This is a genomic window from Brevundimonas naejangsanensis (assembly GCF_000635915.2).
GTDB classification, from domain to species: Bacteria; Pseudomonadota; Alphaproteobacteria; order Caulobacterales; family Caulobacteraceae; genus Brevundimonas; species Brevundimonas sanguinis.
Window position 1 is genome coordinate 830,128 of the sequence record NZ_CP015614.1, and the last position, 20,934, is coordinate 851,061.

A 20,934-nucleotide genomic window follows, 5' to 3' on the forward strand; every position below is an offset into this window, starting at 1 on the left:
CGTCATCCCGGCCGCAGCCCCGCAGGGGCGAAGAGCCGGGACCGTCCAAGGCGCAGCGGATCGGTGTTCGGCGTTTCCGCCGGTCCCGGATAGCCCTTCGGGCTTCGGGGACGACGCGAGGGTGGGGGCTTAGGCCAGCAAGGCCCGCGTCGCGGCTTCCACGTCCGCCTGGCGCATCAGGCTTTCGCCGACCAGCAGGGCGCGGGCGCCCGCATCCGCCACGCGCGCTACATCCTCCGGCGTAAACAGGCCGCTTTCGGCGACCAGCAGCGCGCCGGCCGGGCTCATCGCCGCCAGTTGCTCCGTCGTCGCCAGATCGACCTCGAAGGTCCGCAGCGAGCGGTTGTTGACGCCGATCAAGGCGTCGTCGCGGCCGTCGACCAGTTGGGCGGCGCGCGCCATCTCGTCCGCGTCGTGCGTCTCGATCAGGGCGTCCATGCCCCAGCGGGTCGCCTCGGTGAGCAGTTCGGCGGCCAAGGCGTCGTCCACCATGTCCATGATGATCAGGATGCAGTCGGCGCCGAGCGCCCGGCTCTCGGCCACCTGCCACGGATCGACCAGAAAGTCCTTGCGCAGGCAGGGCAGGGCCACCGCCGCGCGCGCGGCGGTCAGATAGGCGTCGTCGCCCTGGAAGCTCGGCCCATCGGTCAGCACGGACAGGCAGGCGGCGCCGCCGCGCTCATAGGCCTGCGCCAGGACGGGCGGGTCGAAGTCGGCGCGGATCAACCCCTTGGACGGGCTGGCCTTCTTGATCTCGGCGATCAGGGCCGGGCGGCCGGTTTCGGCGAACCGGCGGGCCAGGGCGGCGCGGAAGCCGCGTGGCGCCGAGGCTTCACGGGCGCGGGCCTCAACGGCGTCCTGCGAAACGGCGGCCTTGCGGGCGGCGACATCCTCGCGCTTGTAGGCGGCGATGCGGTCCAGAACGTCGCTCATCAGGCGTCCTCGTCTTCGATCGGCGCGTGGGAGACGCGCACCAGTTCAGCCAGGGCGGCGGCGGCGCGGCCGTCATCGATGACGGCGGCGGCCAGTTCGGCGCCGGATTTCAGGTCTTCGGCCCGCCCGGCCACGACCAGGGCGGCGGCGGCGTTCAGTAGGACGATGTCGCGATAGGGGTCGCGCTCGCCCGCCAGCAGGGCGGTCAGGGCCGCCGCATTGTGCTCGGCGTCGCCGCCGCGCAGGTCGTCCAGCGTGGCCAGCGGCAGTCCGGCGTCGGCGGGCGTGACGGTGAAGCGGCGCACGGCGCCGTCCTTCCATTCCGCCACCTCGGTCGGACCTGTGGTGGTCAGTTCGTCCAGCCCTTGGCCGTTGACGGTCCAGGCGCGCCGGGCGCCCAGGCGGCCCAGAACCTCGGCCAACGGCTCCAGCAGGGCGGGATCATAGACGCCCATGACCTGATGCGTCGCGCCCGCCGGATTGCACAGCGGTCCCAGCAGGTTGAACACGGTGCGGAAGCCGATCTCGCCGCGCACCGGCCCGACGTGACGCATGGCGCCATGATAGGTCGGTGCGAACAGGAAGGCGACGCCGGCCCGGTCCAGCGCCCGCGCCTGCTGGGCGGGCGTGGCGTCCAGATTGACGCCCAGGGCGGCCAGAACGTCGGACGACCCGGACTTGGAGCTGACGGCGCGGTTGCCGTGCTTGGCGACCTTCAGCCCTGCGCCCGCCAGCACGAAGGCGGCGGCCGTCGAGACATTGTAGGTGTGCTGGCCGTCGCCGCCGGTGCCGCAGGTGTCGATCACCTCGTCGAACGGGTGGTTCAGCGATAGGGCGGCCTCGCGCATGGCGCTGGCGAAGGCGACGATCTCGTCCACCGTCTCGCCGCGGATGCGCAGGGCGGTGACGGCGGCGGCGACCTGGGACGGGGTGGGCTCGCCGCGCAGGCAGGCGGCGAAGAAGGCCTTGGCCTCGTCCAGGGTCAGCACCTGGCCCTCGACCAGCTGGGCCAGCAGGGGCTTTATGGTGTCCATCACACGCTCGCCAGATTCTTCAGGCTGGAATGGCGCTTGACGCCGGCCAGATCCAGGAAGTTGGCGATCATCTCATGGCCGTGTTCGGTGGCGATGGATTCCGGGTGGAACTGGACGCCGTGGATCGGCCGCGTGCGGTGCGACAGGCCCATGATCTCGCCGTCCTCGGTCCAGGCGGTGACCTCCAGCGCGTCGGGCAGGGTCGCGCGGCGCACGGCCAGGGAGTGGTAGCGCGTCGCCGTGAAGGGCGAGGGCAGGCCGCCGAAGACGCCGCGTCCTTCATGCAGGATGGGCGAGGTCTTGCCGTGCATCAGGGTCTTGGCGCGCACCACCTCGCCGCCAAAGGCCTGGCCGATCGACTGATGGCCCAGGCAGACGCCGAGGATGGGCATGGTCTCGGCGGCGGTCTCGATCAGCGACAGGCAGATGCCCGCCTGATCCGGCGCGCAGGGGCCGGGGGACAGCAGAACGGCCTCGGGCTTCAGCGCCCATGCCTCTTCAACGGTCAGGTCGTCGTTGCGGACGACGTGCGTCTGCGCGCCCAGCTCTGCGAGGTAGTGGACGAGATTGTAGGTGAAGCTGTCGTAGTTATCGACGACGAGGATCATGGCGAAGGCTTCTTGAAGACGGGGAGGCAGGGCGGCCCAAGCATGGAAGGCAAACGGGCCGATTGAAAGCGGACGTTAAGCTGTCCGGGCGATACAGGAGCATCGCCATCGGAAGAAATCCGTCTTGACCCCTGTAGAATGCATCCGTGACGCCCGCGCCCTGTTGAACGAGGCGCCGAGCGAGCCACCCCAGCCGCTGCGCCTGCTGGCGGCGGCCGCCTTCGCCGCGACGACGGCGGTTCTGTTGGCCGGAACCATGGTCGTGGGCCCGGGCGTATCGTTTGACCAGGCTGCCACGGTTTCCAATCCTTAGCCGTCGGAACCCTGGCCGCGAGTGGTCGCGGTGAATCGCCACGCGTCCTCGGCCGCCTTCATCGGCGCGCGGGCTTTCGCCAGCGTTTCAGCATATTCGGCGGCCGGGTCGCTGTCGGCGACGACGCCTGCGCCGGCCTGAACGAAGATCTGGCCCTTTGCGAACATGGCGGTGCGCAGGACGATGCAGATGTCCGCCTCGCCATTGGCCGAGATGTAGCCGACGCCGCCGCCGTAACCGACGCCGCGCTTTTCGGTCTCAAGCTCGTCGATGACCTCCATGGCCCGCACCTTGGGCGCGCCCGACAGGGTGCCGGCGGGCAGAGCGGCCAAAAGGGTGTCCACCGCGTCCAACTTCGGATCGGCGGCGCCGTTCACGTTGGAGACGATGTGCATGACCTGGCTGTAGCGCTCGACCACGAAGCTTTCCGTGACCTCGACCGAGCCGGGCGAGGACACGCGGCCCACGTCGTTGCGGCCCAGGTCCAGCAGCATCAGGTGCTCGGCCCGCTCCTTGGGGTCGGCCAGCAGTTCGGCTTCCAGGGCCTGATCCAGTTCGGGCGTGGCGCCGCGCGGACGGGTGCCCGCCAGTGGGCGAATGGTGACGCGCCCGTCCTTCAGCCGGACCAGGATTTCCGGGCTGGAGCCAGCCAGCTGGAAATCCACATAGTCGAGGAAGAACAGATAGGGCGACGGATTGCCGCGACGCAGCGAGCGATAGAAAGCGAACGGGTCCTGGCTCCACGGCGCCGAGAAACGGTGCGCCAGCACGACTTGGAAGATGTCGCCCGCGGCGATGTAGTCCTTGGCCCGCGCCACCATGCGGCCGAAGGCGGCCTCGCCCACGGGGGAGTGGAAGTCGGGCGCCGCAACAGGCTCGACCTCGCGCTGGATCGGCAGGGGGCCGCGCAGGCGGTCCTCGAAATCCTCCAGCCGGGCCTCGGCGGCGGCGTAGGCCTGAGCCGGGTCCGTCACCGTGTCGGGATAGGCGGCGGCGATCAGGACGATCTCGTGCTTCACCGAATCGAAGATGGCGACCAGCGCCGGACGCGCCATGACGGCGTCGGACAGGTCCAGCGGGTCCGGGTTGGCCGGGCCCAGCGGCTCCAGCAAGCGCACCATGTCATAGCCGAACACGCCGAACAGACCGGCGGCCATGGGGGGCAGGTCAGCGGGCAGCTCGAACTTCGTCGCCGCGATCAGGGCGCGCAGGGAGTCCAGCGCGGGCCGGTCTTCCGGCGTGAAGGTTTCCGTAAGGACGTCGGCGCCGCGCGCGATCTCGGCCTTGCCGTCCCGACAGCGCCAGACCACGTCGGGCGACAGGGTGACGAAGGAATAGCGGCCGTTGACGGCGCCGCCCTCGACCGACTCGAACAGGCTGGCGTAGCGCCGCCCGTGCCCGACCTTGAGGAAGGCCGAAACGGGTGTTTCAAGATCATCGACCAGACGGCGGACCAGAACCTGGGGGCGGCCCGCCGTCAGGCCGGCGATGAAGGCGTCGCGGTCTTGCAGCATTACTTCTTGGCGGGAGCGGCCGGGGCCGCCGCCGGAGCGGCGGGGGCCTCGACGCCCAGGGCCTGAAGGGCCAGGGCCGGGTCATTGCGCGACTTGGTGCGTGCGGCGGCGGCGGCGATGGTGCGGTCAGCCATCGTGTTGGCCAGTTCCTCGGTCAGGCGCGCCCGGGCTTGTTCAGCCAGCGGCGCCGCCTGCGCCGGATCAGCGGCGTGGATGGCGTCGACACGGCCGACGACGAAGCTGTCCTGGGCCTGCTGACCCGAGAACACCTGGCCCTTGGACTGACCGAACAGACCGCGCAGCACGCCGTCGCCGACCTGAGCCTGCGACTCGCGGCTTTGCTGGACGGCGGTGCGGACCGTCAACTGGGCGCCGGCGTCGGCGGCGACCTTGGCGATGTCTTCACCGGCGCGGATGCGACCGGCCAGCTCTTCAGCCTTGGCCGACAGCAGGCGGGCGTTCTCACGCATCGTCCATTGCTGGCCCAGAGGCGCGCGCACTTCGTCCAGCGTCGGCAGGGCCGACGGGCGGATCTCGTCCAGACGGACCGCGAAATACTGGCCGTCTCCGGCGTCGATGACGTCGCTCTCGCCGCCCTTGGACAGGGCGTAGGCGCTTTCCAGAACCTGACGCGGGGCGTTCATCGGCTGGCCGTCCGGCAGTTGGCCCTGTTCGGTGAAGGGCGGCAGCTGGATGACGCGGGCCTGGGCGGCGGTCGCGGCGTCGGCCAGGTTCTTGCCTTCCTGACGCGCCTTCTCGAACTGTTCGACCTTGGCGTAGGTCGCGGCCTTCACCGCTTCGGCCTGAAGCTCCTGAACCACGGCGGCGCGGGCGCTTTCCAGCGACACGGCCTCGCCAGCCTGGATCGCGGCGACCTTGGCGACCGTGAAGCCCAGACGGCCCTGGATCGGCGCCGACACCTGATCGGCGGCCAGGCCGAAGACGGCGGCGCCGACGGCGGGGTCGCCCACGGCGGCCTGCGGCGTGGCCTTGTAGTCGCCCAGTTGAATGTTGTTGGCCTTGGCGACCTCGGCCGGAGCCTTGCCGGCTCGCAGGTCGGCGGCGATCTTGTCGGCGGCGTCCTTGGTCGGGACCGTCAGGGTGACGAAGGTGCGCTTCTCCGGGTCGGCCAGGGCGGCCTTGCGGAACTCATAACGCTCCTTGATCTGCTCTTCGGTGATCGCCGGGCGGGCGTCGTTCGGGCCCGGCGAGAACAGGACCAGCGAGATCATACGGAACTCGGGGCTGCGCAGGCGCGCCTCGTTTTCCTTCATGAAGGCGGTCAGCTGGGCGTCGGTCGGCGCGCCGGCGCGGCCCGCCATGGCTTGAGTGACCGAGAACCAGCGGCCGTCGCGCGTCTCCAGCGCCTGGCCCGCCAGCAGGGCGGCGTAGACGCGCGGCGCCTGCAGACCGGCGAAGACGGCCGAGCCGACGTGGGCGGTGACATACTGGTCGCGCAGGTCGTCTTCCAGCATTTCGGACGTCAGGTTCTGCTGGGCCAGGGCCTGGGCGTACAGGTCTTTATCGAACTGGCCCGTGATCTGGTTGAAGAAGGCGGGAATCTTGCGGATCTGGGCCAGGATCAGTTCCTTGCCCGGACGGATGCCGGCCTTATAGGCCCAGTCCAGGAAGCCCAGTCGCTGGGTCTGGCTGTCGAGATACTGCTGGTGCAGGTTCTCCTTGACCATGTCGTCATAGCTGACGGGACGGCCGGCCTGTTCCTGAAGATTGGCGCGCACGCGCTCGAAGTCGGCGCGGAACTGCCCCGAATCCACGCTGCGGTCGCCGGCGCTGATGATGTGACGCGGCCCCAGGTTGGCGAAGATGTCGGATTGGGCGCCGACCACCAGGAAGCTGAGGATGATCAGGGCGAACAGGCCTGCGGCCCATTTCGACTTGGCGAAGTTTCGGAAGTACGTGATCATCGAAAAGAACCTGACGAGGGCCGGCGTCAAAGGGGCGCCAAGGGTCGCGTATAGGGGGTGCGGGGCCGCCGCCGCAAGTGAGGCCTGACGACATCTTGGCTTCTGTCGCGCTCGCCACTAGACAAGCCGCATGACACAATCTGTGAAGCTGGTCGCCGGCAACTGGAAAATGAACGGCCTGGGCGCGAGCCTGGCCGAGGCTGAAACTCTTGCAAAGGCGCTGAAGGAGCAGGCTGCGGCCTGCCGCGTGGCCCTGTGCCCGCCGGCCACCCTGATCGACCGGATGGCGCAGGCGCTGGAGGGCGGCGTCGTCGAGATCGGCGGGCAGGACTGCCACGCCGAAGCGTCGGGCGCCTACACCGGTTCGGTCTCGGCCGAGATGGTTCGCGAGGCGGGCGCCGGTCTGGTGATTCTCGGCCACTCGGAACGTCGCGCCGGGTTCGGCGAGACGGACGCCGATGTCGCCGCCAAGGTCGAGGCCGCCCTGGCCGCTGGTCTGGAGCCCATCATCTGCATCGGCGAGACGCTGCAGGAGCGCGAAGCCGGGCAAGCGGTCGAGGTCGTCAGCCGTCAGGTCGCCGGTTCGCTTCCGGCCTCGCTGGCGGGCAAGGCTTTTGCAGTCGCCTATGAGCCGGTCTGGGCCATCGGCACCGGCCTGACGCCGACGCTGGAGCAGATCGAAGAGGTCCACGCCGCCGTCCGCGCCGCCATGATCGCCAAGCTGGGGGAGGGCGGCCGCGCCGCGCCGATCCTGTACGGCGGCTCGGTCAAGCCGTCGAACGCCAAGGAGATCCTGGCCGTGGCCGAGGTCGGCGGCGCCCTGGTCGGCGGCGCCTCGCTGAAGGCCGAAGACTTCCTGGGCATCATCCGCGCGGCCTGAGCGCGCGGACTGTTTGCTCGAAACCCTCAACGGTGTTAGAGGCCGCCGCTTGATCGGCGCGTTTCTGCGCCCACATGAATGACGCCATGCTCCAGACCATTCTGCTCGTCGCGATGATCATCATCTCGGTCTCTCTGTCGGCCGTGATCCTGCTGCAACGTTCCGAGGGCGGCGCCCTGGGCATGGGCGGCGGACCGTCGGGCTTCATGACGGCGCGTGGCGCGGGCAACCTTCTGACCCGGGTGACGTCGATTTTGGCCGTGGCCTTCTTTGTCTGCGCCATCGGCCTGACGATCGCAGGCAACTATGCGCGCGGTTCGCGGTCGGTGATCGACGCCGACGCCGTCGGCTCCATCGCCCTGGATCAGCCTGAGCAGACGGCCCCGGCGCCGGAAGCCGCTCCGGCGACCCCGGCCGCTCCGGCCGCCCCGTCGCTGGACGATCTGGAAGCCAGCCTGCCCGCCGGCCAGGGCGCGCCCGCCCAGTAAGGGCGTCGCCGCCATCGAGTTTGGGGAAGCGCGCCGCGAGGCGCGCTTTCTTCTTTTGATCAACATTTGGATTTGTTCAGAGCCGCTCTCCGCTCAGGACGAATCATGGAGTAAGGTGTCCGCCCATGGCTCGCTATGTGTTCATCACCGGCGGCGTGGTTTCCTCTCTTGGAAAAGGCCTCGCTTCCGCCGCTCTCGGCGCTCTTCTGCAGGCGCGCGGCTACAAGGTCCGCCTGCGTAAGCTGGACCCTTATCTCAACGTCGATCCGGGCACGATGAGCCCCTATCAGCACGGCGAGGTCTTCGTGACCGACGACGGCGCCGAGACGGACCTCGACCTGGGCCACTATGAGCGCTTCACCGGCGTCTCGGCGGCCAAGTCGGACAACATCACGACCGGCCGCATCTATCAGACGATCATCGAGAAGGAGCGTCGCGGCGACTATCTGGGCGCGACCGTCCAGGTGATTCCGCACGTCACCGACCAGATCAAGCAGTTCTGCCTGAACCCGGCGAAGACCGACGCGGGCGAGGATGTGGACTTCGTTCTGGTCGAAATCGGCGGCACGGTCGGCGACATCGAGGGCCTGCCCTTCTTCGAAGCCATCCGTCAGCTGGAGCAGGACCTGCCGCGCGGCCAGTCGTGCTTCGTTCACCTGACCCTGCTGCCCTTCATCAAGACCGCCGGCGAGATGAAGACCAAGCCGACGCAGCACTCGGTCAAGGAACTGCGCTCCATCGGCATCCAGCCCGACATCCTGCTGTGCCGCTGCGAGGCGCCGATCCCGGCCGATGAAAAGCGCAAGATCGCCCAGTTCTGCAACGTCCGTCCCGACAGCGTCATTCAGGCGATGGACTCCGCCGACATCTACGCGGTGCCGCTGGACTATCACCGCGAGGGTCTGGACACTCAGGTGCTGGCCCACTTCGGCATGGACGACGCCCCGGCGCCGGAACTATCGGGCTGGAACGAGATCGTGCGTCGCCGCCTGCACCCGGACGGCGAAGTCACCATCGCCGTGGTCGGCAAATACACTGTCCTGAAGGACGCCTATAAGTCGCTGATCGAGGCGCTGCAGCACGGCGGTGTCGCCAACAACGCCAAGGTCAATATCGACTGGATCGAGGCCGACACCTTCGAGGGCGATCCGCAGGCCTGCGCCGAACGTCTGGAAGGCGCCCACGCCATTTTGGTGCCGGGCGGCTTCGGGGAGCGCGGCGCGGAGGGCAAGATCGAGGCGGCGCGCTATGCTCGCGAGCGCAAGATTCCCTATTTCGGCATCTGCTTCGGCATGCAGATGGCGGTGATCGAGGCGGCGCGGAACCTGGCGGGCTTCCCCAAGGCGACCTCGACTGAGTTCGGCCCCGCGGACGAACCCGTCGTCGGCCTGATGACCGAGTGGGTTCAGGGCAATGAGCGCGTCAAGCGCGAGCAGGGCGGGGACCTGGGCGGCACCATGCGCCTGGGCGCTTACGCTTCGACCCTGGCGCCGGGCTCCAAGATCGCCGAGATCTACGGCCAGACCGATATCAATGAGCGCCACCGTCACCGTTATGAGGTGAACATCAACTACCGCGAGGCGGTGGAGGAGAAGGGCGGTCTGTTCTTCGCCGGCATGTCGCCCGACGGCGTCCTGCCTGAAACGGTCGAGCGTCGGGATCACCCCTGGTTCATCGGGGTGCAGTACCACCCCGAGTATCGCAGCCGCCCCTTCGCCCCGCACCCGCTGTTCGCCAGCTTCATCGCGGCGGCCCTGGTGCAGAGCCGGCTGGTCTGATCACAGACGATTGTAGCGGTGTTATCCGGTTTTCGTGTCAACCTGTCGTTAACGATCTGGAACGACGCCCATGGCCGGAAACATTCTCTACTTCCTGCATCGCCACTTTCGTGCGGTGTTCGCGATCAGCGTGACGCTGGGCGTGGTGCTGGCTTTTGCGATGGCGCGCACGATGTTGCGTCTGATCGGCGGGATCTAGGAAGCGCCGCTCAGGAGAGCCTGGTTAGGGCGTCTCCTTTGTGCGCCGCGACATGGTCTGTCTTGTCGCTGGCGATCTCGTATTGGGGCGTGTCGTGTGATGCACGTCGTCTGTGCCCCTCGTAGTCAAAGTCCTGGCGATGGATGCGGATGATTTTACCGCTCACTCGGCCGGCTTCTGAATTCCAGCTGACATGATCGCCGATTGAGAATTTCGCCATTATCTCCCTGCCTCCAGAGGTCATAGAAGACGCCGTTGTCCGACGATCATCTTGACCAGGTCGTCGAGCGCCGAAAGCAGATATCCGCCAAATCCAGTCATGCTCAGTGAACCCGTCAACGCCATGATGGGTTGCGGCGGATAGAGGTCACGATGGCGGGAGCTTCTGGGCGCGGGGTCTGCCCTAAAGCGACTGACCAGCTGAGGCTGCGCGCTGAGTACGGCGCACGGTGATGAGTTTCTATTAGTTTCGAGATAGGAGTTTGCAGGGATGTTGCTGAAGGATCGGGTGGCGATCGTAACGGGTTCGGGCGGGGGTCTGGGCCGCTGTCACGCCCTGTATCTGGCCTCGCAGGGCGCGAAGGTCGTGGTCAATGATCTGGCCGAGGCGGCGGCGCAGGGCGTAGTCGATGAGATCGTCGCGGCGGGCGGCCAGGCGATGGCGGCGGCCGGGTCAGTGACCGATGTGGACGCGGTCCAGGCGATGGTGGATGCGGCGATGCAGGCCTGGGGCCGGATCGACATCCTGGTCAACAACGCCGGCATCCTGCGCGACAAGAGCTTCGCCAAGATGACGATGGACGACTTCCGCCTGGTGGTGGACGTGCACCTGATGGGCGCCGCCATCTGCTCCAAGGCGGTGTGGGAGATCATGCGCGCCCAGAACTACGGCCGCATCGTCATGACCACCTCGTCGTCGGGCTTGTACGGCAACTTCGGCCAGGCCAACTACGGCGCGGCCAAGCTGGCCCAGGTCGGGCTGATGCAGACCCTGGCCATCGAGGGCGCCAAATACGACATCAAGGTCAACGCCCTGGCCCCGACAGCGGCGACGCAGATGACGGCGGGCATCCTGTCCGAAGAGGTGCTGAAGGCGCTGGACCCGGCGCTGGTCAGCCCCGGCCTGCTGGCCCTGGTCAGCGAGGACGCTCCGACGCGCGCCATCCTGTGCGCCGGCGCCGGCCACTTCGCCACGGCCAACATCACCCTGACGCAGGGCGTGCGCATCGGCGGGGCCGAGGACGCCGGCGAACAGCTGATCGCGCGTTGGGCCGAGGCGGCTGACCGCACCGGCGAGGCGGTCCCCGCCTTCGGCTTCCAGCAGGCGGCCCAGGAAATGGCCTCGGCGGGCGTGGAAGGCCCGGTGACGGCGTGAAGCGGGCCTAGAAGCTGTCGTTGCTCATGGCGCCGGTCAGGTCGCTGGCTGATATGGCGGCGGCCAGCCACGGGCCGACCTTGGGAAGCTCGAACTCGAAGAAGTAGCGGCAGGCGGTCACCTTGCCCGCGTGGAAGGCGTCGGCGGGTGCCGGGCTGGCCGCCCTGGCCTGATCCAGCCACAGCCAGGCCATGACGACATGGCCGAACGCGCGCAGGAAGGCGGTCGCATTGTCCATGCGGGTCGCTTCGGGCAGGTTCTGAATCGCCCACAAAGCGCGCAGGATATCCTGCCAGGCGGCGCGCAGGGCGTCGGCGGCGGCAGCCAGATCGGCGTTCTGTGCGGCCTGGTCACAGGTCTCGCCCAGGCGGCGTTCCAGCACCGCAAGCCCGGCGCCGTCGGCGCGCAGGATCTTGCGGCCCAGCAGGTCGAGCCCCTGAATGCCGGTCGTGCCTTCGTGGATCGGGTTCAGCCGGTTGTCGCGATAGAGCTGCTCTACGTCGAAGTCCCGCGTGTAGCCGTATCCGCCGTGAATCTGGATGGCGATGTCGTTGGCGGCGAGGCCGTATTCCGACGGCCAGGTCTTGGCCACCGGGGTCAGCAGGCCCAGCAGGGCGGCGGCGTCCGGATCGTCGTGCTGATCGACCAGTTTGGCGCAATACAGGCACAGGGCCAGCGCGCCTTCGGCATAGGCTTTCTGCGTCAGCAGCATATGGCGAACGTCGGGGTGTTCGATGATGGCGACCGAACCGGCGTGGCCCGGCCGCTGGCCCTGCAGCCGCTCCTGCGCATAGGCCAGCGCATGGCGATAACCGCGATAGCCCAGGGCGGCGGCGCCCAGACCGACGCCGATGCGCGCCTCGTTCATCATCAGGAACATCTGTTGCAGGCCGCGCCCCGGCTCGCCGATGCGCCAGCCGATAGCGCCTTCACCCTCGCCGAAGTTGAGCAGGCAGTTGGCCGTGCCGCGATACCCCATCTTGTGATTGAGGCCCGCCACGCTGATGTCGTTGCGCCGACCGTCCGGAAGGATTTTGGGCACGATGAACAGCGACAGCCCCCTGGTGCCGTCCGGCAGGGCGCCGTCGTCCAGCGGGATCTTGGCCAGCACCAGGTGGACGATGTTTTCGCTGATGTCCTGATCTCCGCCCGAAATCCACATCTTGTTGCCCGACAGGCGATAGCGGGCGCCCAGTTCGTCTTCGCCGTCGGCCACGGCGCGCGTGCGCACGTCCGCCAGGTTCGAGCCGGCCTGCGGCTCCGACAGGCACATCGTGCCGAACCACCGGCCCGCGATCTGGGGCAGGGCGAAGGCCTCGACCTGAGCTGGCGTGCCGAACTCGGCGATCAGGCGCGCATTGGCCGTCGTCAGCATCGCATAGGCCGCCGTGGCGATATTGGCCGCGCCGAAGAAGGCGAACGACGCCGAACAGGCGAGATAGGGCAGGCCCAGCCCGCCCAACTGCTCGCTGAACCCGGCCGAGAACAGGCCGAGTTCGGCATACTGCTTCAGAGCGGTTTTGATCGCAGGCAGGGTGATCACCCGCCCATCCTCCAGCCGAGGCTCGGCCGCATCAGCCGCCTTGTAGTGAGGCAGGAACAGATCGACAGCCAGCGCTTCGGACAGGTCCAGCACCGCGTCGATGCTCTCGCGACTGTGATCGGCGAAGGCCGGCGCCTGGAACAGCGTCTCCATCTTCAGCCAGTCATTCAGCATGAAATCCAGGTCGCGACGGACGATCAGCGGATGGGTCATGCGGTCAGGGCTCCGGGGCGACGGTCGTGGCGGTCCGGCACGACTAATCCCCCGCGTTGGCGGCTTGATCGATGCCTGATAGCCGATGGTTGGATTGTTGGACAAAGAGAGGCGGCAAATCAACTGCAGCGCCTGAAGGCTGTTCGCCGGGCGTTGGAGGAAGAGATTCTCAGCGGCCGCATCCCGACGGGACCGCCTTGGCCGTCGGAAAGGGCTGGCGGGCCAGGGAATCCTTGGGGCGCGCCTTGATCGAAAAGCCCGGGCAGGTTGGCCGACCTGCCCGGGCCGCCGCTTAGAACGTGCGGCTCAGTTTGATGAAAGCCGTCCGTCCTGCGAAGTCATAGGACGACACCAGCGGTGCGTTTCCAAACACGGAGTACCAAGAGGTCGCCGAGATTTCGGGCGGATTGACGTTGAAGACGTTTCGAACGCCAACGGTCGCCGTCCATTCATGGGCGCGAACCTGGGCCGAGAGATGATGCAAGAAATAGTTGGGCGTCCGCAGGTTGTAGATCGACGTCGCCGGGTCGAGCTTTCGACGTTCGTAGCCGCTCATCTCGCCCACCCATTCGGTACCCCAGCGAACAAGCCAGTCGTCCACGCTATAGGCTAGGTCGGCCGTGCCGCTGTAACGGGGGGACCCGATATCGCCGGCGCTATTGATTGCGGGTTCGTCGTCGAACAGCATCTGTTCCTGAGTGGGCGTGTAGCTCACGGCCACGTTGAGGGCGACCTGGCCGGGGCCGACGTCGTTTCGATAGCGCAGATTGTAGTCCCAACCCTTGACGACATCCGTGGCTATATTGACGTAGGAGTCGATGACACGCAGGTGTCCGGTTTGCGGGTCGCGACTGATCAGACGGCAGAGCCCCGTCCGTGCTTTGAACTCGTCCGGCGTTGACGCGTAGCAGTCGTTCATGATGTTGGCCGAGCCGAGGCGAGAGACGCCATTATTGACTTCGATCTCGTAGTAATCGACCGCCACAGCCAGATCGCCCCAGCCTTGCTTAAGGCGCGGCGTGAAGACTGCGCCCAAGGAGAGATTGCTGCTGGTTTCAGCCGATAGGCCAGTGGCGGCGCCGCCACGCTGAATGACGGTGATGCTGCCTTTTTGTGTGAAACCGGGCGCCAGGCCTTCCGAAGCGCAGTTCGCCTTGATGTAGGCGTCCTTGCTCTCGAAGTTGTTGCACGGGTCCAAAAGAGCGTTGCCGAAACTGGAGGTGTCGCCGACGTATTGTTCATAAAGGGCCGGCGCGCGATACGAGGTTCCGTAGGATGCGCGGAAGTTCAGCCAGTCGTTCGTCTTCCAGAAGAGGCCCAGTTTGTAGGTCGTGTCGTCGCCGTACGAATCGTAATCGGTGTACCGGTAAGACGCGGTCAGGTTCAGGTCCTGAATCATCGGCAAGTCTTTAAGCAGGGGGACGTCAATCTCACCGAAGGCCTCAATCACAGAATCATCGCCTTTGGTGATGCCTGCGGATGTATAGTTGAGGATATCGGAGGCGCGCGACGCTTCAGACGGAGTGTCTAACAGCGAGGCATGGCGGTATTCGGCGCCGAAATACGCCATCACCTGTCCGGCCGGCAAGGTCCAGAGCGGTCCATCGAAGCCGGCGGCTAGGACGGTTTCTTCATACTTCGTCTTGCCGATGTGCACCGGGGAGACATAAGCGAAGAAGTCGGCCGGAACCTTGCCTTTCAGAAGGTCTGCGGAGAGGGCGGGCGCGGCGACGCAGCCCGGGTTTTTGGCGAGTTCGCGACAGACGAACCGGCCGTCGGGACCCACCACTACGTCAAGCGCTTCTGACAGCCGGCTCTTCAAATACTGCGGCTGGCGATATTCGGCGTCGGATCGGGCGAAGCTGAGATAGGCGTCATATCGCCAGCCGTCCAGGCTCGTGATGTCGCCCTTCAGGCCGACGACGTGACGCTGGAAGTCGACCGTCTGGTGCGCTGTATTCTGTTCGAGAGTGAACGCCTTGACCGCGACGTCCTTGCCCTTGCTCATGCCTTCGTCGGCGCCGTAGCGGCTCCAAGACAGGCTGTTTGGAAGCAGGGGGCTGCCTACCGCATAGTCGGGGTTAAATTGCCGCGTGCCGGTTTGGTACGACTCGCGACGCGAATACATGGTCTCTAGATAAAGCTCAGCGTCGCCCAGGGCGTTGAGCCCGTAGCCGCCTTCGGCATAGAGGTTGAGGGTCTTGGTCGGCGAAATCAGAGAGCGGTTCAGCATCCGGTCGTCGAATGAATCGCGCACGTCGAGGTTGACCCCCGTGCCGCCCACGCCTTCCCATCCGACAAACCCGGTATCAACGGCCGAGTTTGGGCGCCAGCGGTTGAACTGGGTTCCCACAGCCCCAGGGGCGCCGACACCTGTACGCGTGCCTGTGCCGATCAGATTAATCGAGGCCCCTGAGCCGTTCGTCGGAAAGCATTTGGCCTTCCCTGTGTTCGGGTCGATGTAATCGAGGCTGGCCCCTGTCTGCGGATTGCGCTGCATGAGGCGGTTGCAGAGGGTGAAGTCGCGATCCCTCAACGTCATTTCATTTCGTTCGAAATAATCAGCCGCCCCGCTCAATCGCCAGTTGGCGCCGCGCAAACCCCCTACGATGGACAGGCGGCTGCTCATGCCGGCCCCATCTGCGTCCATAGGGACATTGGCCGTGGCTTCGACGGACAGGCCTTCGAAGTTCTTGCGGGTCTGCAGATTGATGACCCCTGCCACCGCGTCCGAGCCGTAAACGGACGATGCCCCGTCCCGCAGGACTTCGACGCGTTCGATCATGGCGCTGGGCAGGACGTTGAGGTCAGCCGCGCCGACCGATCCGCGCGTGCCCGCGGGAGAGACGCGTCGGCCGTTGAGCAGCACCAAGGTGCGAGTGGGGCTCATGCCGCGTAGGCCGATGGTGTTCACCCCGGCGCCGCCGTTGACGGTGAAGCCGGCTCGCGAATTGTCCGTCTGGGTCGCGCCTCCGGTAATGGCGGTGCCTTGGAGAACCTCGGCCGTCGAGGCGTAGCCCTGAAGCGTCGCATCCTCGCGGGTCACGACCTGAACCGGCGAGGGGGAGTTATAAACGTCGCGGCGGATGCGCGAGCCGACGACGACCACGTCCTCGACGTTGGTGGCTTGGGTCTGATCGGCATCCGCCAGGGCGGGGGCGCCGGACATCGTCAGGGCCAGGGCCGAACCGGCCATTAGGAATGACTTTTGGTACTGCATGGGTTTCTCGATCTGGTCGCTTGCGCGACGCATGGTTGAAGTCTGCGTTTCAGAAGAAGCGCAGATCGAGAACGCTATTTTGCAAATAAATTACTTCAACACCAATTGTCATTGGCGATTTCAATTCGAACTAGTGATGCAAAATAGCATCTTTATGCGTAATATTACAGTATTTAGGCATGATTTTGTCTTAGCGTTACTTGGAGAAGGGCCGCTCTTCAGCGGCCCATCCCTCCTGGGCAGGGCACGGCGGGGGTGAAGCCGTCGATCTGGGCCTGAACCTGCTTGTCCAGGGCGCGGTAGCCGTCCTGGTTCACGGTGACGCCCGCCACGGCGACGCCCTTGCCCGGGCTGTAGTAGGCGACGGTGCCCCAGAAGCCGGAGTGCCAATAGGCCTGGGCCTGCCCCTCGCCGTAGGCCATCAGCCCCATGCGGTAGTAGTCGCCGCCGGGGTGGGCGCCGGGCCGGGTCATCTCGGCCAGGGTCTCGGGCCGGGCGAAGACGCGGCCCTCGAACAGGGCGGCCATGAAGCGGGCCATGTCGCGCGCCGACATCACCAGGCCGCCGCCGCCGTACAGGTCCATGGAGGCGTCGATGCCGGTGGCCTCGCGTTCGCCCAGAAACTGGCGGGCGCGGTCCGGCGCGGTCTCCGGCTGCGGCTCCATGATCTCCCACCAGGTCGAGGCCAGGCCCAGGCGGTCCAGGCTCAGCTGGTCGCGCACGGCGGCGGCCAGTGACTGTCCGGTGATCCGCTCGATCATGTCGCCCAGCAGGATGTAGCCGGTGTCGGAATAGAGGAATTTCTCGCCAGGCGCGCCTTGCGGCCCGGCGTAACTCATCGACAACCGCACCAGGTCCTCGCGCGACCAGCGCCGTTCGGGATCGCCGAACAGGGTCTGGGTGAAGCGCGGGTCCGAGCCGTGGTCATAAAGGCCTGCGCTGTGGGTCAGCAGATGGCGCACCGTGATCCGGCCGGTGTCATAGCCGCGCGCCCGCAACAGGGCGTCCAACTGGGGGTCGATCAGGCCCGCGATCGGCGCTTCCAGGTCCAGCAGCTCCTGCTCCCACAGGCGCAGGGCCGTAGCGGCGGTGAAGGTCTTGGTGTTGCTGGCGATGCGCAGAGGGGTGTCGACCGTCATCGGGCGACCGGCGTCCGCGTCGGCCAGGCCGACGGCGGCGCCCCGGCCCTGGGGCAGGCAGCGCCCCTCCAGATGGACGGCGGAGGAGCGGGGCAGGGCGGCGACGGCCGCCTGCAGCTCCGCCTCGGCGGGCGAGGCGGTCAGCAGGGTCGCGGCGGCGAGGACGGCCAGGCTCATGCGAACCCCCGCTTGCGCAGCAGGGCCGCCGGATCGGCGTCGCGACCCATCAGCATCCGATAGGTCTCGGCCGGATCGCGGCTGTTCCCGACCTTCAGGGCGATGTCGTAGTAGCGGCGCGACAGTTCGGGATCGAAGAAGCCCCCCGGCGCCTTGGCGAAGCGCTCGCCCGCGTCGGCCACCAGGGTGTCGGCCCACAGATAGGCGTAGTAGCCCGCCGAATAGCTGTCGGAGGCGAAGATGTGGCCGAAATGCGGGCTGCGGTGGCGCATGACCAACTCGTCCGGCAGGCCGATCTCGGCCAGCACCGCCTTCTCGAAGGCGGCCGGGTCGGACGGCGGCGTCTCGGCCAGGTGGTAACGCATGTCGACGATGGCGCTGGCCAGGAACTCGACCGTGGCGAAGCCCTGGTTGAAGTGGCGGGCGCGCTCGACCTTGTCCATCAGCTCGCTCGGCATCGGGCGGCCGGTTTCGTGATGCAGGGCGAAGCGGCTGAGGATCTGCCGGTCCGACAGCCACAGCTCCCACATCTGCGACGGGAACTCGAGGAAGTCGCCCGGCACATTGGTGCCCGAGACGGACGGATAGGCGACGTCCGAGGCCAGGCCGTGCATGCCGTGGCCGAACTCGTGGAACAGGGTGGTGGCGTCGTCCCAGGAGATCAGGGCTGGACGGCCCGGCGCCGGCTTCACGAAGTTCTCGTTGTTGGAGACGACGGGGGCCACGGCGCCGGCGAAGCGCTCCTGGCTGCGGATCTGGTTCATCCAGGCGCCCGACCGCTTGCCGCTGCGGGCGAAGGGGTCGAAGTAGAAATAGCCGACGTGGCGGCCTTGGGCGTCCTTCACCTGCCAGGCGGTGACGTCGGGGTGATAGACGGGCAGGTCGGCCGCAACGATGGTCCAGCCGAAGTTGCGGCCCGCGGCCCAGAACATAGCCTCGCGCAGCTTGTCCAACTGCAGATAGGCCTTCACCTCGCCCTCATCGAGGTCGTAGCGCGCTTTGCGCACCTTCTCCTGATAATAGCGGTAGTCCCAGGGCGCGATCTTGATCCCGGCGCCTTGGCCGTCGGCCAGGGCCTGCATGTCGCGGACCTCTTCGTGGACGCGGGCGACGGCGGGACGCCAGACCTGCTCCAGCAGCGTCATGGCGCGCTCGGGCGTCTGGGCCATGGTGTTGTGCAAGCGCATGTGGGCGTGGGTCGGGTGGCCCAGCAGGCCCGCCCGCTCGTGGCGCAGCTTCAGGATGTCGGCGATCAGCGCCTTGTTGTCGTTGGCGTCGCCGTTGTCGCCGCGCATGATGAAGGCGGTCCAGACGCGGCGGCGCAGGTCGCGGTCGTCGGCGTAGGTCAGCACCGGATCGACCGACGAGCGGGTGTTGACGATGGCCCAGCGTCCCTTAAGCCCGCGCTCCTCGGCGGCCATGGCCAGGGCGTCGATGAAGGCGTCGGGCAGGCCGCGCAGGGCCGCGCGGTCGTCGACGACGATCCAGGTCTCTTCGTCCGCCAGCAGATTGCGGCGGAAGGCGGTGAATTTCTGCGACAGTTCCTGGCTGATCTCGCCGACCCGGATACGGGCCGCGGGCGACAGTTCGGCGCCGCCGCGGATGAAGTCGGTGCGGTGCAGCCAGACGACGCGCTGCTGCTCCGGCGTCAGGTTGGACGTCTCGCGCGTCGCCTCGACCGCCTTGATGCGGGCGTAGAGGGCAGCGTTCTGGTTGATGGCGTTGGCGTGGGCGGCGAACAGGGCTTCCAGCTCGGACTGAACGGCGCGGAACTCCGGCGTGGACAGGCTGGACGACAGGACGCTGTAGATCGTTCCTGCCCGCTCCAGCGCGCGGCCGGAGGCCTCATAGGCGGCCACGGTGTTGTCGAAGTTCGGGGTCGCGCGGTTGGCGGTGATGCGGTCGATGTTGGCCAACTGGTCCTGCATGGCCTGGACCAGGGCGGGCTTCAGGTGCTCGACCTTGACCTTGTCCCACGGCGGAACCCCGCCGTTCGGGCCGGGCCAGGGGGCATAGACCGGATTGCCGGCCAGGGCGGCGGCGTCGCGCACGAAGGTCACGCCGCCGATCGAGGCCGCGCTGGGCCGGGCGGTCAGGAACAGGGAGGCGGCGGCCGAGGCGGCCAGAAGGCCGCGCCGCGACAGGGCGGTGGAAGTCGTCATCATGGTCTCCGGGTGATGGGGGCGCGATCAGGCCTTGGCCGTGCGCGTGTCGGGCGTCAGTTGTTCGAAGGTCAGCCGCCAGCGCCCCTCGGCGCGACGGAACAGGTTGATTCCCTGGCCGCCTCCGCTGAGCGGCCGGCCGTCGGCCAGGGTCCCGCTATAGCTGTAGCGGAAGGCGCAGGCGGCCGCGTCAGGGCCGTCGAGCAGCCACTTGGGATCGGTCATCTGATAGACCTCGTCGGGCAGGATGGACCAGGTGCGCTCGAACCCGGCGCGCACGGCGGCGATGCCTTCCTCGCGCCGGTCCGAGAAGACGAAGACGGCGTCGGGCGCGATGACGTGGCGTTCCAGCAGGTCGAAGTCGTGGCTGTTGATCAGGCCGCGATACAGCTGGAACACCCCTTCGGCCCAGCGGTCGTCGGGGCCGCGCGCGGCGACCCGCGTGGCGGGCAGCAGGGCGGCGCCGGCCGCCATCGTGAGGGCCAGACGTCGATTGAGGACGCTTTTCATCCGGCGCACCTCTGCAAGGCTTTGATGCGGGGCGCCGGGCTTGTCGACGCCTGGTTCTGGGTTTCGGCGCTGAGGCGCATCATCTCGTATCTCTGAGTGCGCGGCGCCGCGCCGAAGCGGCGCAGGGCCTGGGCGATGGGCGAGTCCGCCGGCTCGTCGCCGACGCAGAGGCGGCGTCCACGGACGCGTGCGGCCAGGGAAGCGATGATGGCCTCGGCCGCATGGCTGCTTTCCGCCGCCACGTCGATCAGCCGGGACACGCCGCCCGAGTTTTGCTCCACGGCATAGGCGGCGATGCCCATGCCAGAGCGCCAGCCGAGCAGGGTCAGCCGGTCGCGCATGACGGCGCGCATGACGTTGGCCTCGTTGCGCTGCCAGGGGGCGGCGCTGACCCCGATATGCAGCCGACGATGAAGATCGGGCAGCAGCTCGGGTTGAAGAACCACGAGAGGATCGGCGCCCCCGCCCATGGCGGGGCTGTTGAAGCTGAGCAGGCGGCGGCGGTCGACGAAGCCGGCCGAGGCGTAGAGCCGCCGCGCACGATTGGCGGTCATGACCTCAAGGCGCGTCTCGGTCACGCCGGAACCCTCCAGAATGCGGCACTGATGCCGCATCAGCGCCAGGCCGATGCCGGTGCGCCGATGGGCGTCGATCACGCCGAAGCCGCCAATCCAGGCCTCTGTTCCGGCGGCGGCGACGAAGGACAGGCCCACGGGCAAGTCGTTCGCGACTGCGACCAGCGAGAGGCCCAGATCGACGGCCGACATGGAGATGAAGCGCTCGAGTTCGTCTTCGGTGAAGGGCAGGGGGACGGGATAGTTGGCGTAAATCTCGCGCCACAGCAGGGTCAGTTCGCCCAGCGGCAGCACGTCGGCGGGATGGAAGTCGAGCGAAGGGGGTCTCACGCCAGGGCGCTCCGGTTG

Annotated in this window: 18 protein-coding genes; 6 read left to right on the top strand and 12 right to left on the bottom strand. The window is 67.4% G+C overall.

Translation table 11 applies throughout. From position 1 onward, the window contains the following. Nucleotides 1-129 precede the first annotated feature (129 nt). Genes trpC through DA69_RS03985 form a run of 3 tightly spaced genes read right to left on the bottom strand, consistent with a single transcriptional unit; the run spans nucleotide 130 to nucleotide 2,575 of the window. Nucleotides 130-933 (bottom strand): indole-3-glycerol phosphate synthase TrpC, encoded by an 804-nt coding sequence (gene trpC / locus DA69_RS03975; RefSeq protein ID WP_025977357.1) that lies wholly within the window; start codon nucleotides 931-933, stop codon nucleotides 130-132. Further along, nucleotides 933-1,970 carry an anthranilate phosphoribosyltransferase gene (gene trpD, locus DA69_RS03980; RefSeq protein ID WP_025977356.1) on the bottom strand — a complete coding sequence of 346 codons (1,038 nt, stop codon included), beginning with the start codon at nucleotides 1,968-1,970 and terminating at the stop codon, nucleotides 933-935. The genes trpC and trpD overlap by 1 nt, the downstream gene beginning before the upstream one ends. Next, entirely contained in the window at nucleotides 1,967-2,575 is a 609-nt protein-coding gene (locus DA69_RS03985) for an anthranilate synthase component II (protein ID WP_025977355.1), read from the bottom strand. The genes trpD and DA69_RS03985 overlap by 4 nt, the downstream gene beginning before the upstream one ends. Before the next feature lie 124 nt (nucleotides 2,576-2,699). Between DA69_RS03985 and DA69_RS03990 the strand changes: the two genes are divergently transcribed. Beyond that, nucleotides 2,700-2,888 carry a hypothetical protein gene (locus tag DA69_RS03990; RefSeq protein WP_025977354.1) on the top strand — a complete coding sequence of 63 codons (189 nt, stop codon included), beginning with the start codon at nucleotides 2,700-2,702 and terminating at the stop codon, nucleotides 2,886-2,888. On the opposite strand, the gene trpE is transcribed toward DA69_RS03990, so the two are convergent. Continuing rightward, nucleotides 2,885-4,402, bottom strand: a complete 1,518-nt coding sequence (trpE, locus tag DA69_RS03995; protein ID WP_025977353.1) for an anthranilate synthase component I — start codon at nucleotides 4,400-4,402, stop codon at nucleotides 2,885-2,887. The genes DA69_RS03990 and trpE overlap by 4 nt on opposite strands. Then, nucleotides 4,402-6,327 carry a peptidylprolyl isomerase gene (locus DA69_RS04000; RefSeq protein ID WP_025977352.1) on the bottom strand — a complete coding sequence of 642 codons (1,926 nt, stop codon included), beginning with the start codon at nucleotides 6,325-6,327 and terminating at the stop codon, nucleotides 4,402-4,404. The genes trpE and DA69_RS04000 overlap by 1 nt, the downstream gene beginning before the upstream one ends. A gap of 130 nt (nucleotides 6,328-6,457) precedes the next feature. Between DA69_RS04000 and tpiA the strand changes: the two genes are divergently transcribed. The 4 genes from tpiA to DA69_RS15000 all read left to right on the top strand — a co-directional run bounded on the left by tpiA (nucleotide 6,458) and on the right by DA69_RS15000 (nucleotide 9,672). Next, the gene (gene tpiA, locus DA69_RS04005; protein ID WP_025977351.1) at nucleotides 6,458-7,207 is read left to right on the top strand and encodes a triose-phosphate isomerase; all 750 of its coding nucleotides are present in this window, start codon (nucleotides 6,458-6,460) and stop codon (nucleotides 7,205-7,207) included. Nucleotides 7,208-7,281: 74 nt separating this feature from the next. Then, nucleotides 7,282-7,695, top strand: a complete 414-nt coding sequence (secG, locus tag DA69_RS04010) for a preprotein translocase subunit SecG (RefSeq protein WP_024352592.1) — start codon at nucleotides 7,282-7,284, stop codon at nucleotides 7,693-7,695. 125 nt (nucleotides 7,696-7,820) lie between these two features. Next, nucleotides 7,821-9,473 (top strand): CTP synthase, encoded by a 1,653-nt coding sequence (locus DA69_RS04015; protein WP_025977350.1) that lies wholly within the window; start codon nucleotides 7,821-7,823, stop codon nucleotides 9,471-9,473. Between the two features lie 70 nt (nucleotides 9,474-9,543). Beyond that, nucleotides 9,544-9,672, top strand: a complete 129-nt coding sequence (locus DA69_RS15000) for a hypothetical protein (RefSeq protein ID WP_268750902.1) — start codon at nucleotides 9,544-9,546, stop codon at nucleotides 9,670-9,672. 10 nt (nucleotides 9,673-9,682) lie between these two features. Here the strand turns inward: DA69_RS15000 and DA69_RS14245 are convergent, their stop codons facing one another. After that, nucleotides 9,683-9,916 (bottom strand): DUF2945 domain-containing protein, encoded by a 234-nt coding sequence (locus DA69_RS14245; RefSeq protein WP_327020082.1) that lies wholly within the window; start codon nucleotides 9,914-9,916, stop codon nucleotides 9,683-9,685. Between the two features lie 246 nt (nucleotides 9,917-10,162). Between DA69_RS14245 and DA69_RS04020 the strand changes: the two genes are divergently transcribed. Further along, nucleotides 10,163-11,047: an SDR family NAD(P)-dependent oxidoreductase gene (locus DA69_RS04020; protein ID WP_025977349.1), complete on the top strand. Its 885-nt coding sequence runs from the start codon at nucleotides 10,163-10,165 to the stop codon at nucleotides 11,045-11,047. Between the two features lie 7 nt (nucleotides 11,048-11,054). Here the strand turns inward: DA69_RS04020 and DA69_RS04025 are convergent, their stop codons facing one another. The 6 genes from DA69_RS04025 to DA69_RS04050 all read right to left on the bottom strand — a co-directional run bounded on the left by DA69_RS04025 (nucleotide 11,055) and on the right by DA69_RS04050 (nucleotide 20,916). Next, entirely contained in the window at nucleotides 11,055-12,803 is a 1,749-nt protein-coding gene (locus DA69_RS04025) for an acyl-CoA dehydrogenase (protein WP_025977348.1), read from the bottom strand. 292 nt (nucleotides 12,804-13,095) lie between these two features. Continuing rightward, nucleotides 13,096-15,999, bottom strand: coding sequence for a TonB-dependent receptor plug domain-containing protein (locus DA69_RS04030; RefSeq protein WP_235599208.1), 2,904 nt, complete (start codon nucleotides 15,997-15,999; stop codon nucleotides 13,096-13,098). Between the two features lie 242 nt (nucleotides 16,000-16,241). After that, nucleotides 16,242-17,339 (bottom strand): serine hydrolase domain-containing protein, encoded by a 1,098-nt coding sequence (locus tag DA69_RS04035; protein ID WP_025977346.1) that lies wholly within the window; start codon nucleotides 17,337-17,339, stop codon nucleotides 16,242-16,244. Next, entirely contained in the window at nucleotides 17,336-19,501 is a 2,166-nt protein-coding gene (locus DA69_RS04040; RefSeq protein WP_025977345.1) for a M3 family metallopeptidase, read from the bottom strand. The genes DA69_RS04035 and DA69_RS04040 overlap by 4 nt, the downstream gene beginning before the upstream one ends. A gap of 27 nt (nucleotides 19,502-19,528) precedes the next feature. After that, the gene (locus DA69_RS04045) at nucleotides 19,529-20,011 is read right to left on the bottom strand and encodes a YybH family protein (RefSeq protein ID WP_082891432.1); all 483 of its coding nucleotides are present in this window, start codon (nucleotides 20,009-20,011) and stop codon (nucleotides 19,529-19,531) included. Continuing rightward, entirely contained in the window at nucleotides 20,008-20,916 is a 909-nt protein-coding gene (locus DA69_RS04050; RefSeq protein WP_145915890.1) for a GNAT family N-acetyltransferase, read from the bottom strand. The genes DA69_RS04045 and DA69_RS04050 overlap by 4 nt, the downstream gene beginning before the upstream one ends. Nucleotides 20,917-20,934: the final 18 nt, after the last annotated feature.